The organism is Paenibacillus baekrokdamisoli, assembly GCF_003945345.1.
Lineage (GTDB): Bacteria > Bacillota > Bacilli > Paenibacillales > Paenibacillaceae > Paenibacillus_Z > Paenibacillus_Z baekrokdamisoli.
In genome coordinates, this window is sequence record NZ_AP019308.1 from 593,426 (window position 1) to 606,851 (window position 13,426).

The 13,426-nt window shown below is 42.7% G+C and carries 13 protein-coding genes; 12 read left to right on the forward strand and 1 reads right to left on the reverse strand.

Going from position 1 to position 13,426, the window contains the following annotated elements; genetic code table 11:
• The first annotated feature begins 98 nt into the window (after window positions 1–98).
• The 11 genes from EKN16_RS02470 to EKN16_RS32800 all read left to right on the forward strand — a co-directional run bounded on the left by EKN16_RS02470 (window position 99) and on the right by EKN16_RS32800 (window position 11,463).
• Window positions 99–2,573: a glycoside hydrolase family 38 N-terminal domain-containing protein gene (locus EKN16_RS02470; protein ID WP_125653549.1), complete on the forward strand. Its 2,475-nt coding sequence runs from the start codon at window positions 99–101 to the stop codon at window positions 2,571–2,573.
• A 277-nt stretch (window positions 2,574–2,850) separates the two neighbouring features.
• A complete protein-coding gene (locus EKN16_RS02475) occupies window positions 2,851–3,408 on the forward strand; it encodes a DUF1003 domain-containing protein (protein WP_125653550.1) in 558 nt (185 codons plus the stop codon).
• Between the two features lie 223 nt (window positions 3,409–3,631).
• Window positions 3,632–4,288 (forward strand): response regulator transcription factor, encoded by a 657-nt coding sequence (locus tag EKN16_RS02480; RefSeq protein ID WP_125653551.1) that lies wholly within the window; start codon window positions 3,632–3,634, stop codon window positions 4,286–4,288.
• A gap of 3 nt (window positions 4,289–4,291) precedes the next feature.
• A complete protein-coding gene (locus EKN16_RS02485; protein ID WP_125653552.1) occupies window positions 4,292–5,731 on the forward strand; it encodes a sensor histidine kinase in 1,440 nt (479 codons plus the stop codon).
• Window positions 5,728–6,486, forward strand: coding sequence for a hypothetical protein (locus EKN16_RS02490; RefSeq protein WP_125653553.1), 759 nt, complete (start codon window positions 5,728–5,730; stop codon window positions 6,484–6,486). Before EKN16_RS02485 ends, EKN16_RS02490 begins: the two co-directional genes overlap by 4 nt.
• Window positions 6,487–6,663: 177 nt before the next feature.
• On the forward strand, window positions 6,664–8,097 hold the full coding sequence (locus EKN16_RS02495) for an ABC transporter substrate-binding protein (protein WP_125653554.1): 1,434 nt from the start codon (window positions 6,664–6,666) through the stop codon (window positions 8,095–8,097).
• 117 nt (window positions 8,098–8,214) lie between these two features.
• Entirely contained in the window at window positions 8,215–9,078 is an 864-nt protein-coding gene (locus tag EKN16_RS02500; protein WP_125665783.1) for a carbohydrate ABC transporter permease, read from the forward strand.
• Window positions 9,079–9,969 carry a carbohydrate ABC transporter permease gene (locus tag EKN16_RS02505; RefSeq protein WP_125653555.1) on the forward strand — a complete coding sequence of 297 codons (891 nt, stop codon included), beginning with the start codon at window positions 9,079–9,081 and terminating at the stop codon, window positions 9,967–9,969.
• Window positions 9,970–10,019: 50 nt separating this feature from the next.
• Complete coding sequence (locus EKN16_RS02510; RefSeq protein WP_125653556.1) at window positions 10,020–11,153, forward strand: efflux RND transporter periplasmic adaptor subunit; 1,134 nt, start codon at window positions 10,020–10,022, stop codon at window positions 11,151–11,153.
• Window positions 11,154–11,188: 35 nt separating this feature from the next.
• Complete coding sequence (locus tag EKN16_RS32795; protein WP_232016161.1) at window positions 11,189–11,338, forward strand: hypothetical protein; 150 nt, start codon at window positions 11,189–11,191, stop codon at window positions 11,336–11,338.
• Window positions 11,335–11,463 (forward strand): hypothetical protein, encoded by a 129-nt coding sequence (locus EKN16_RS32800; RefSeq protein ID WP_232016163.1) that lies wholly within the window; start codon window positions 11,335–11,337, stop codon window positions 11,461–11,463. Before EKN16_RS32795 ends, EKN16_RS32800 begins: the two co-directional genes overlap by 4 nt.
• A 142-nt stretch (window positions 11,464–11,605) precedes the next feature.
• Here EKN16_RS32800 and EKN16_RS02520 read toward each other — a convergent pair whose 3' ends face one another.
• Entirely contained in the window at window positions 11,606–12,145 is a 540-nt protein-coding gene (locus EKN16_RS02520; RefSeq protein ID WP_125653557.1) for a phosphatidylglycerophosphatase A family protein, read from the reverse strand.
• A 149-nt stretch (window positions 12,146–12,294) separates the two neighbouring features.
• Between EKN16_RS02520 and EKN16_RS02525 the strand changes: the two genes are divergently transcribed.
• Window positions 12,295–13,356 carry a GerMN domain-containing protein gene (locus EKN16_RS02525; RefSeq protein WP_125653558.1) on the forward strand — a complete coding sequence of 354 codons (1,062 nt, stop codon included), beginning with the start codon at window positions 12,295–12,297 and terminating at the stop codon, window positions 13,354–13,356.
• Window positions 13,357–13,426: the final 70 nt, after the last annotated feature.

Sequence of the window (13,426 nt, forward strand, 5' to 3'; positions counted from 1 at the left end):
ATAAAGATACATAAATAAATTATTAAAGATATTTACAACTGTATATAAAGACTTAATATAGATTATAAGATATCTTTTAAATATGAGGAGGCATTTTAATGAAAACATTTCATTTGCTTAGCAATGCACATTTAGACCCTGTTTGGCTTTGGGAATGGGAGGAAGGCGCAGCCGAGGCGATTTCAACCTTTCGAGTTGCGGCTGATTTGTGTGAGGAGTTTAACGGCTTTATTTTTAATCACAATGAGGTCACGCTTTATAAGTGGGTTGAAGAGTATGAGCCTGTTTTATTCGCTCGCATTCAAGAGCTAGTTAAACAAGGGAAATGGAATATTATGGGCGGGTGGTATCTACAGCCAGATTGCAATATGCCTAGCGGGGAGTCATTTGTTCGGCAAATGCTGCTCGGTCGAAATTATTTTCAGGAGAAGTTTGGGGTAAAACCAACGACCGCGATCAATTTTGATCCATTTGGCCATACGCGTGGGTTAGTGCAAATCATGAATAAAGCGGGCTTTGATTCTTATATCTTTTGTCGCCCAACTCAGAAGGATTGCGAGCTGCCTGATCATGATTTTGTTTGGGTGGGATACGATGGTTCGGAAATTATCGGACATCGTGCAGATGAATTCTATAATTCCCCACGTGGAAAGGCTGACGAGAAAGTTCGTGAATGGATCGAAAAGACTGCGGATCAACCGATTGGCTCTGTGCTTTGGGGTGTAGGTAATCATGGTGGTGGACCCTCCCGAGAAGATCTGCACAAGTTAAAGCTGCTTATGGCGGAAACCAAGGATGTTCAAATTATTCATTCGATACCCGAAGCCTTTTTCAAGGAATTACGTGTTGTAAAAGAAAACTTGCATCGACATGAAAAAGATATTAATGCCTGGGCACCTGGCTGTTACACCTCGCAAATTCGGATTAAACAAAAGCATCGTCTTTTGGAAAATGAAATATATATGCTGGAAAAAATGATGTCGCATACCTCACTGCAAGGCTTAATCGCTTATCCGTATGATCTGATACATGAGGCCTTATGCGACCTAATGGTAACTGAATTCCATGATGTACTGCCAGGGTCGTCCATACAGCCAGTGGAGGAAGCGTCCTTGCGTTTAGTGGATCATGGACTTGAAATCATTTCCAGACTGAAAGCGCGTGCATTCTTTGCACTAGCAAATGGACAGAAGAAAGCGGAAGAGGGAGAAATTCCGATATTAATCTACAATCCACATCCGTATAAAGTTAGCGGGATTTTCGAGTGCGAGTTTCAGCTGGCGGATCAGAATTGGAAGGATGAATTCTCACTGCCATTGGTCTATAAGGATGGTGTGCAAATTGCTTCACAAGCTGAAAAGGAACTTAGTAATTTGAACTTGGACTGGCGTAAACGTGCTGTGTTTCAGGCAGATCTTGAGCCAGGGCAAATGAATCGCTTTGATGTTCGGTTAGAGGTGCTGCCGAAAAAGCCAGTTCCAGCACTGCAGCCGCAGGATGGAAAAATTAACTTCCTAACAGAAGAGTTAGAGGTCATCATTAACTGTGAAACAGGATTGATCGATCGTTATAGAGCAAATGGTATGGATTATGTGCAGCCGAATGCCTTTGTTCCGATTGTCATTGATGATAATGACGACCCTTGGGAGACGCAAGCGTTGAGCTTTCGCAATGTAGAAGGCGCGTTTAAGCTGATGTCTGCGGAAGAGGGTACTCGTTTCTCAGGTATTCGCGGCAGTCGTTTGGAATCCGTGCGTGTCATTGAGGATGGAGCGGTTCGTACCGTAGTGGAAACTTTGTTTGAATACGGGGACTCCTTTATTATTCAAACCTACAAGCTGCCGAAAAAGGGCACTGAAATTGAAGTGCAAATCCGTGTGCATTGGAATGAAAAAAGCAAGATGCTCAAGCTCTCCATCCCAACTGTATTCGCGGAAGGCAGGTATTGGGGGCAGGTTGCTTATGGTCGGAATGAGCTGCCTAGCAACGGAAATGAAGCTGTTTCGCAAAAGTGGTTGGCTGTAATAGATGAAAAACAGGATTTGGCGTTAACCTGTATTAATGACGGTGTCTATGGGTCAGACTATTTAGATGGGGAGATGCGTATTTCATTGCTGCGTTCTGCTGGTTACTCCGGGCATCCCATTGAGGATCGTCCCATTATGGCGCAGGATCGTTATTCCAGCCGGATTGATCAAGGTGAGAGATTGTATCGCTTTTGGTTTAACGGAGGTAAAGCTTCCCAGCGGATGGACCTTATTGATCGTGAAGCTCTCTCTTGGAATGAGAAGCCATTTGTGCTTTCGTTCTTTCCTTCAGGTGCTGGGGCTTTACCAGAGAACGCTATAAGCCTAAGTGACTCGACCATTCTCTTAACCGCGTTCAAAAGAGCTGAGTTATCCGATGATTTCATCATTCGCTTATTCGAGCCAACGGGTGAGGCAAGAGTAACGACAATAACAATTCCAGCTCTCGGGATCAAACAAGAGATTGAGCTTGGTAAATTTGAGATTAAGACGCTGAAGGTAAATACTACTTCTAAAGAGATAACTGAGGCTAGCTTGATGGAATAGGAGTGTAAAGAATTGATTTTATGAAACAAACACCTATATACAAAGTGGATAGCATCGGAATATGATAATGAAGACATAAAAAACTTATGAGCGAAGGAGTTGAGTATTTTCATGGGTAGTCAAAGATCGTTAGAACCGGAGCCTGATAGTAGCACGGGGGGAAGTCATTTTCGGACCTTGTGCAATGAAGATTTGATTACTTCAAGAAAAAGTGCTCAACTCTTCCGAAACATGGGTTTAAATTGACTTCCTCACAATAAATGAGGAGGTTAACAACATGGCAAAAAGAAATTATTTTCAGTGGAAAAAAGAATTTGCAGATGCTTCTAAAATTCAGGGATTTGATATTGAGCTTAATCAGGAGAGTACCAAACGGATTGATCGGCTAGTTAACCATTATGAAAAAAGCATTCTTTCTCATTTGGATGAGGAATATTTGAGAAAGACGAGTTGGTCAGATCGGATTGCTGATCGAATGGCCTACTTTGGGGGCAGCTGGAGATTCATCATCTACTTCGCCATATTTCTTGTGGTTTGGATTACATGGAATGAAGTTCCGTTCACGCCCTTTCATTTTGATAATGCCCCGTTCATTTTATTAAATTTATGCCTCTCATTTGTTGCTGCTTTTCAAGCGCCAGTCATTATGATGAGCCAGAATAGGCAAGCTGCAAGGGATAAACATGAATCCATTATTGACTTTGCGATTAATTATAAAGCAGAACAGGAAATTGATGATATGCAAAGCCATCTACACCGGATTGAAAGTGAACTATTAGAAGTCAAAAAACTTCTTTTGGCATTTTCTCCACAGAATAATAACCCAGAGGATTAGCTGGAAATTGCTATAGGATAGCTGCTAGCGCTCCTAAGCAAAATTATAGCTTATTGGAATAACGTGGACGTCGATTACGGAACCGTAATTGACGTCCCTATTTGTTTTCTATGAAAGGTCGGTACAAACGTGGCGGTGGCTAACAATCATGCCTTGGTTTCAGAATTATGTTAATATAGTTGAGGTCAACGCCCAACAAAATAGTTCCCAGGAGACTACTAAGATGCAGAAAAAGATCTTGATCGTTGAAGACGATATCCATATATCCAAAATCATTAAAATGAATCTCAACATCGTGAATTACGCGACTATTGAGGTTTATGATGGCTTGTCAGCGCTGGAAATGATCAAGCGGGAAAAGTTTGATCTCATTCTATTGGACGTGATGGTTCCACAGTTGGATGGGTTTGCGCTGATGGAGAAAATTCAGCCATTAGGCATTCCGGTCATCTTCCTAACGGCGAAAAACTCCGTGTACGACAAGGTCAATGGCTTAAAGCTGGGAGCCGATGATTATATGGTCAAGCCTTTCGAAGCGATCGAGCTGCTTGCTCGGATCGAAACGGTGCTGCGCAGATATGGTAAGGAAGAGCATGTGATAAAGTTTCAAGATATCCAAGTAGATCTGGACAAACGGGAAGTGACCATTCAGGAGAATACCGTTGAAATGACGCCAAAGGAATATGATTTGCTTGTCGTGCTGATGAAGAATAAGAACATTGCTCTCTCCAGAGAACAGTTTATCGATAGAGTGTGGGGCGGCGATTATTACGGTGAAACGAGAACCGTTGATATGCATATCAAATCGTTACGCAAGAAGCTTCAACTGCAGGAGCATATCAAGACCATTTACAAAATCGGTTACCGGCTGGAGGATTGATCGATGAAATTTTGGCATAAAATTTATTTGTTCTCGCTTCTGGCTTTCGTTCTTATCTTTAATGCGGCCTCCATCATGGTCATTGAGCAGAGCCACAACAAAATGCTTAGCCAGGAAATTAACAGCGCTTTAAGTAAAAACATGAGTATTCATTCCAGTGTCGATGCTATTGTTCCGATCCTTCGTATCTATGACTCCATTGATTACGAGAAAACCGTACTAACGAATATCGCCAATGAATTTGTCCAAAGAAACAGCGATGAACCTATTTATTTGGATATCAAGAATGAAAAGCAGCACACCATCTTCAGTAATGCTGATTTCAAGATGCCGGCGAAACGCGGTGAATTGGACAAGCTGGCTGAGGATCAAATTAATTATATTTTGCGTGATATCGGCCAGCGTACCATTTTATTTACCACGAACATGACGGATATTAATCATAAAAGCTACGTTTTCACCTACATGAAGGATGTAACTTCTGTCTACCAAGGACGAGTGGACCAGTACCGTTTTTTCGTCAAAGTAGATGTAGCTGCATGCTTTCTCTATATGCTTATTATGTTTTTCGTGAGTAGAGGGCTGACAAGGCCAATTGATCGTCTCAATCGAACGGCTCAAGTTATTGCGCAGGGAGACTTCTCGGAACGCGCATCGTTCAAGTCAAAGGATGAGATTGGCGTTCTGGCGCGCAACTTTAACGATATGGCATCAGTTGTTGAGGATAAAATCAATGATCTGGAGCGGCATAATCTGGAAAAGCAAAGGTTCATCGATAATTTCACCCATGAATTAAAAACGCCGCTAACCTCAATTATCGGATATGCCAATTTTTTAAGGACGACCAAATATAACGAAGAGCTCTTCCTGGATGGCTTGGATGTCATCTACTCGGAAGGCAAGCGTTTGGAGTCGCTGTCTCTTAAGCTAATGGATTTGATTTTGCTTCAGAAGGATAAATTTCAATTCGAGGAACATGATCTGGGCGCTATTATTACGGAGATCGAGCCTGCGCTCAAGATGAAGGCCAAGGAGAAGCGAATTTCAATTCTAATGGATTGCGAAGTGGGCAGACTGCTGCTCGAAAAGGACTTAATCAAAACGATGATCTTCAATCTTGTAGACAATGCAATTAAAGCTTCTGCTGAAGAGCAGCGTATTACGCTCCGTACTTATTGGATGGATAGTCGTTATATTCTTGAAGTGATCGACCAAGGCATCGGCATTGCCAAAGAGCATTGGGACAAAATCTTTGAACCGTTCTACATGGCAGATAAAGCTAGAACAAAAACCAATAACGGAGCAGGCTTAGGCCTCTCGATATGTCAAAGTGTTGCAAGTATGCATCATGCCTTCATCGAAGTAAACAGTAAAGAAAATGAAGGCACGACGATTAGAGTCATCTTTGCTCATACATCTCCGAAAGGAGTGATGAATCCATGAATAAGCTTATCATCGTAATTATGTGTGCAGCATTCATGATTCTGACGACGGGATGTGAGGGAGTCTTCAATACTATCAAGAAAAACACCGTCATGGTCAAAAAAGTAACCAATGAGCATAAAACCAATGAAATCAATTATGATGGTGTGCTCTCTCAGGAGGCTGTGAAGACGCTCAGTTTGAATGCAGTGAACAAGTACTATAACGAAAAGCTGACCATGAACGAAGTGCAATTCGAGCTGATGGCGGTAGAGCAGAAGAAGCTGAAGGATTTGCTGCAAAGGATTCACTACGGTGTCGTGGAGCGACCACAGGTAATACTGGGGAGCCAAGTCGATTTTGCCGAAGCACTGAATAAAATTCCTAACGGCCTGTTTTATATGACTTTGACTCAATCATCCGCTCCTAATGATGTCTATGATATTGTATTGAATGCCAGAGACGGTGACGTCGTTAAAGTTTCCAAAAAAGAACAGGAGCCTCGAGCTGCTTATGGAGATACACGACAAACTATGATTGTGGATGAGATGAGCGGGATTGCTGCTCAGTTTATACAGGATAAGGGAAGCTATGCTTTAACCGAGTTGACCTTGGACAAGAAATCCATCCGATGGGGCAGTAATGTAGAGTTATTTTATATGAGTAAGGGTAAGCAAACGTTAAGTTATAGTGTCGTCGTTGACTTGATAACGAAACAAGTGGTGGGATTTAACAAAGACGTGATGGCTATACTCAGCTATTATTCACAATCGTAAGGACGATAACTAGGCTAGCTGCACTCGCGCAGTTGGCTTTTTTTTGTGCTTGTTGTATTCAAATTTTACAACTTCAATACAAGTCCATCTAACTTATCATATATTCTCGCATTACACTGGTAGAAGACCAGCGAAGGAAGCATAGGTTCCATTCGAAGAAGGAGAGGAAGAATACATATGAAGAAAATGTTGCTGATTTTAATAGCGATGATATTGATTACCTCTGTTACTGCTTGCAGCAGCCAAGCGAGGAATGGAGACGAGGTACAAGCACCTAACAAGAGTCAGACAGCAAATCAACCAAAGGGAGATGAACCAACAAAAACACCGGGTGGGAAAAAAACAGATGAGGTTAAATCCAGCGGCGGGAAAAAAACGATTGTATTTTCTACTTTTTTTCATGCTGAATTCTTTAAGGAAGCGAAGAAGAAATATGAAGCCAAACATCCCAATATTACGATTGACCTGAAATATATAGAAAGTGAAGATGGTGAACAAGGAAAAGCTGCTTCTGAGAAATTTATTAAAACGACGAACACAGCCATGTTATCAGGTAAAGGACCTGATTTGATTGAAATGGACTTATTGCCAGTAGATAAATATGTCAATAAACAATTGTTAGCCAATATGAGTGAAATGATAGATGCAGATCCCTCTTTCAAGAAAGAGCAATATTTCACGAATATTTTGGACCATTCCAAGTTAAACGGTGGGCTATACGGCATGCCCTTGAATTTCTTTATGTATGGTTTAATTGGAAATGAAACCTTGATCGAGAAAAGCGGATTGAAATTTGATGACAAGCATTGGAATTGGACGGAATATATCGACGTAGTCAAGGCTCTGATGAAGGTTGGCGATCAAAATAACAGCAAATATGGGCTATTCGCATCACCGGATTCAATGGTCATTTCAATGGTCACTGATCAGTACTCCACCTATGTGGATGAGGTAAATAGGAAGGCGAAATTCGATTCGGATACCTTTATTCAATTACTTAAGCAAGTTAAGTCTTTATCCGACCAACATATTATCACACTGGATAATGTACAATCTCTGTTCATGAATGTCTCTATTGTCTCACCCACCGATTATATTCGTGAAATCAACCAGAGTGAATTTTTGCCAAAGGGCTATCAGTACAAGGCGAAGCTGTACGCCAAACCACATGCAGACGACCTGCAGGCTGGAGGTTATTTTAGAAGCTATAAAACCATTGGGATCAACGCGAAGTCGTCTGTGAAGGAGGAGGCATGGGACTTCATTAAATTCATGATGTCTGATGAAATGCAGAGTTCACTAGGCAGTGCGGGCTTCCCAATCAATAAAAGCGTCTATCAAAAACAATTGAAGCAGCTGCAACAGGTGGGACATGTGAAGTCCGATCAAGAGATGGGACCTATGAAAGGCAAGCTATTCAAGGTAACTGCTGAGGATGTTCAAGGCTTAGAGGATTTTCTTACTGGAGCCATCTATCCGGTTGCGTTCAAGCCTTCTAAGGTGGAAGAGATCATTTTGGATGAATCCAAAGCCTACTTCAGTGGGCAGAAATCAGCTGAGGCAGTAGCGAAGCTTATTCAAAATAGGGTTGCAACTTTCTTGAATGAATAATCACAACCAACTGCTCGTCTTGAACCTTGGATGACAATTCAGGGTTCATTTTTTCTTTAAACCATGGTTCTAGGGGGTGTAATATACGTGTCGGACAACCGTAATCCGAGTAAGTTCATGAAGCTGCTGCGAAAGGATTGGACAGCAGCTTCTCTCTTCTTGGCACCAAGCTTAATCGGCTTCGCGATTTTTTATCTGATTCCGTTTGCCATGGGATTCTTCTATTCCTTTGAGGACAACACGATTGATGGCAAATTTGTCGGTTTTGACAATTATAATGACCTGTTTGCCAGCGGCTCCTTCCGTAAAGCAGCTGTAAACACCTTCCTCTTCACTGGGATCAGCGTACCTCTCATTATTGTTCTGTCCTTATTTGCTGCGCTCTTGCTCAATCAAAAGCTGTTTATTCGGAATTGGCTGCAGACTGCTTTTGTATTGCCGCTTGTTGTGCCCATTGCATCCATCATTATGATGTGGCAGATCTTATTCGATTGGAATGGTACCGTGAATGTTTGGCTGCAGAGTATGCATATGGATCGGATCGATTGGATGAAATCAGATTGGTCAATGGGTGTATTTGTCATTGTTTATATATGGAAGAACATCGGGTACAACATTATTTTGTTTCTGGCAGGGCTGCAGAGTATACCGAAGGATTATTATGAAACGGCTGATATTGAAGGCGCGGGTCGCCTTCACAAATTGAGGCATATCACGCTTATCTATTTGACCCCGACGATGTTCTTTGTTGTGCTAATGTCCATTATTAATTCATTCAAGGTATTCCGCGAAACATATCTGATCGCAGGCGATTATCCGCATGATCGAATTTATATGCTGCAGCATTATATGAACAATATGTTTCTCTCACTGGATATTCAGAAGCTGACCGCAGCTGCCACCTCCATGGTAGGCTGTATTCTAATTTTCGTGATCGTCATGCTTTCCATAGAACGACGGTTTCGGCAATTCATCGATTAGATGGCAAAGGACGGTGATCACTTGACATTATTTCACAAACTGTTGTTAACGTTGGTGATGGGGGTTATCGCCGCGATGATGCTGTTCCCCATAGTGGTCACATTCACAAACTCCTTGATGACGGAGGGAGAGATTGATCATAATTACAGCCTTATTGGCAAGATGGTTAATATTGCAGGGGGAGAGAAAGACGGATTTATTAACTTAAAGCTGCTTCCTGATTGGCTGTCGTTCCATCAATATGCGGAAGTGTTGATTCATAAGCCGATGTTCCTCCAGATGTTTTGGAACTCTGTATTGATGGTCACACCGATCATTGCGGGCCAAGTGCTTGTCGCATCTCTGGCTGCCTATGCTTTTGCCAAGCTCCGATTTAAGGGGCGAGATAAGCTGTTCGTTATTTACTTAATGACTATGCTTATGCCTTTTCAGGTCACATTGGTTCCCAATTACATTATTGCGGAGAAGCTTGGGTTAATCAACACGACATCTGCAATCATTTTACCGGGAATATTCAGTGCTTTCGGTGTATTTATGCTTAGACAGTTCATGCTGCATATTCCGAATTCCTATTTGGAAGCAGCCAAAATGGATGGGGCTGGCCACTTGAGGATTTTCTTTAACATTATTATTCCACTTATTCAGCCTGGTATTGCTGCATTGATTGTATTGCTGTTTGTAGACAATTGGAATATGGTCGAACAGCCTTTAATTTTTCTAGAGGACTCCTTCAAGCAGCCGTTATCGCTCTATTTGTCCCGTATTAACGAAGGAGCCCGCGGAGTAGCTTTTGCCGCAGCAGCACTTTATATGGCTCCTATGGTGCTGTTGTTCTTATATGCTGAGTCTTACTTTGTTGAAGGCATTCAGCTTTCTGGAATTAAAGGCTAGTGAAAATCAAGACTTCTTGTTTCACTTGGATAATTATAGGGGTGATAATAATGGAATTACAACATACGGAACAGTTGCATTCAAGACGTAAACGAATCATTCGCCTACTTATCAGATTGTTCATCGGCCTCCTGATTATGTTAACGCTGCTTAGCAATACTTTGAAGGCTCTCACTTTACCCAAGGTAGCGGTAATCGAATTGAGCTCAGGACAGCTTGATCATAAGTTTCAAGGAAGTGGAGTATTGAAGTGGAGTTCAGAGGCCTCATTAACCAATAGCACAGGTTGGAAAGTGAAGCGTGTAGCTGTCAAGGAAGGGGATATCGTGAAGAAAGGACAGGCTCTGGTGTTCTATGACACTAAAGCAGCGAAACAACAGCTTCTCGACGAGCAAGCGAATATGGACAAGCTTAAGCTTACCATTGAAGAGCTCCAAGGCAATTTCATTGAGGCTTCGGTGAGTGGTGATCAGAAGAGTATTAACAGCGCGAAACGATCGATAGAGATGAGCAAAATCGATCTGGATGTTGAGCAGCGAAAAATACAAGGATTAAAGGATTTTTTAGTAGCGAATAGCCAATTAGTGGCTCCCTTTGACGGGCTCATTATGAAAGTAAACGCGACAGAGGGATTAGTTGCTGCAAGTGGGGGATCAGATGTGCAGATATCCAATAGTAGTCTTGGATTTGAGTTTGAGGTATTGGCTCCTGCGGATGTGGCTGCTGTGCAGAAGATCGGGGATAAACTAGATGTTCAATTGAATGGAGATACTTACGAGGGCCAAATTGCCCAAATCCAAGATTCGAATCTCATCGATCATTCAGGTGAAGGAGACAGTGTGACCATAAATACGCCCATGAAGCGTCTTCTGATTACGCTGCAGGGCATTGGTTTGAAGGGTGGCGAGAGCGCCCAAGTGGAGCTGACGAAACCGACAACCGATGATGCAATATTGTTGCCCAATAAGGCCATTCATGAGGATAGCGGTGGAAAATATATATTCAAAATCGAAGAGAGAAACGGTCCGCTAGGCAATGATTTTTACATCCGTAAAACATCTATTGCCATCGCGGATTCGAATAATAATGAGTCAGCCGTAGCCGAAGGCGTATTCGAGCATGATCAAGTTATCATCGAGAGCAGCCAGCCGCTGCAGGATGGAGATAAGGTTCGTATGCAGTAGGGTTAAAGAATAATCTAAGATTAATATTTCAGTACATGCTTATGCAAATTTTAGTCATGCTGTTATTGATCATGTTCATCTATTTGGCACTGAATTTCATAACGTTGTTCTGCCGGAAAGTGTCGATCGGAATTTTAATCCAGACGGAGACTATAAGCCAATCCGTTTCCATAATTGCGATTTGAGCAAAGGGCAGCTAATAAACTGCAATTTATCGAACATGGAAATCAGTGCATGTAATATTGTCGGACTAAAGATTAACGGATTTTTAATTGAAGATTTAATCAGAGCCGCTGGTGAAAATAAATAATATTCCGCAGGCATCAAGGAGACAAGTTGTCTTCAAAACGCTCGATCTTTCAAACAATCAATGGATGTTGGTTTTCAAATCAAAAAGGGTCACAAAAGCCGAAAAGCTTTGTGACCCTTTGTGTTTACCTATTAAAACCCACTCAATCAAGCGGCGGCTCTATACGATTTTCGCGTTCTGCTTGATTGCGATGCGCGAGCCGGCTGCTTGCTGAGGCAGCAATTGCGCCAACGATATCATCCAAGAAAGTATGACAGGAGCTGCTTTCTTTATCGTTGAGCTGCTTTAGAATGCCTGGCTTTAATTTATCGACATAACCAAAATTAGTGAATCCAATGCTGCCATAGACGTTTACAATAGATAGCGCTAATATTTCATCGCATCCATATAAGCCTTCATCGTTCTCGATCATTTCCTGTAGGGGAGGGAGAAGTTTGCCTTCCTCAGCAAGGATATCAAGCTGAATACCGGTTAGAACCGCATTCTGTACCTCGCGTTTGGTGAGCACCGCCTCCACGTTGAGCTCGCATTCTTCCAACGTTAGTTCCGGAAAGTAATCTTTTTGCAGGAAAATAACGAGTTCCGCGATTTGCGTAATCGTAACACCGCGTTTGAGCAGCCATTCCCTTGTAGCAGAGGCAACAGTTTGGCTATTCAGGTTGTATAATTTCGATTTTGGCATTGGCTTCACCTCTTGTCTTAATTTGTGGGACAAAACAGGTCTATTTACAACGGAGGGCTCGTATACATAGTACTACAAAAGAGGAACTTGTACCAAATGACTGACAAGCCTTCAAACAATTCACTTACCAATGGGGAGGAAAAATCGACATGACTCACTATCGCCTGTTTCGCCGTGCTGCGCTCGCCGGAGCGCTGGCGCTGCCCATTCTGACTACCGGCTGTGGCTTGTTCTCGCAAGAAGCGAGCCAATCCATCGACCCGCCACAAAACAGCACGCAGAATGTTAGTGGTAATGCAGCGGACAATGGGACAACAGCAGCTGTCAATCAGAAGGATCAAACACAAATGACGGTTTACTTGAAGGATCACAATGGTCTACTGGCTCCTGTTACGGTGTTAGCCTCATTAGGCGGAGCGGAGAAAGCAGGCCAGAAGGCATTGGAATTAATGGTTGACGGCGGATCTTCTGCTAAGGAGATTCCCGAAGGCTTCCAAGCCATTATTCCAAAAGGAACAACCGTTAAGAATTTCACCATCGTACCTGACCAGAAGCTAGCCGTCGTTGATTTCTCCAAATCGTTCGCCATGTATACGGCTGCAGAAGAACGCCAAATTGTTGAGGCAGTTACTTGGACGCTGACTGGTATGCCAGGCATTAACAAAGTCGATATTTGGATGGAAGGCAAGAAGCTGGCGCAAATGCCGGTGAACGGCTTGCCAATGGATGGACCGCTAACCCGATCTGTGGGCATCAATCTTCAGGCAGCAGATGGTGTGAACTATAGTCAGTCGACCCCGGTCACACTGTATTTCTCTGCTGTAACGCCAAATAATGAATCTTATTATGTACCAGTAACCCGTTTGGTTAACCGCTCGGATAATAAAGCCAAATCAGCCATTCAGCAGCTAATCAATGGACCTCTAGTTACGGATCCTCTGACTGCTGTCATTACACCTGATGTGGTCGTGAAGAGTGTGACGAAGAAGAATGATATCATAACCGTCGAGCTTCAGGATAATGCCTATCAAGAGGGTCAGCAAGAGCCAGCTGAGATGCTGCAGGCAGTCGTGCTTGCTTTGACTGAGAATACAACGGCGACGAAGGTTCAAATTAAACTAAATGGGAAAACCAATATCATAGATACGAATAACCAATCCTACAGCGAGCCAGTCAGTCGTCCAGAGCATGTGAACGCGTTTAAATCTTAATCAGGAAAGGCTGCCCCTCAAGTCATGTGAATGACGAGAGGGGCAGCCTTTCTTTGTTTTTCGCTTATAA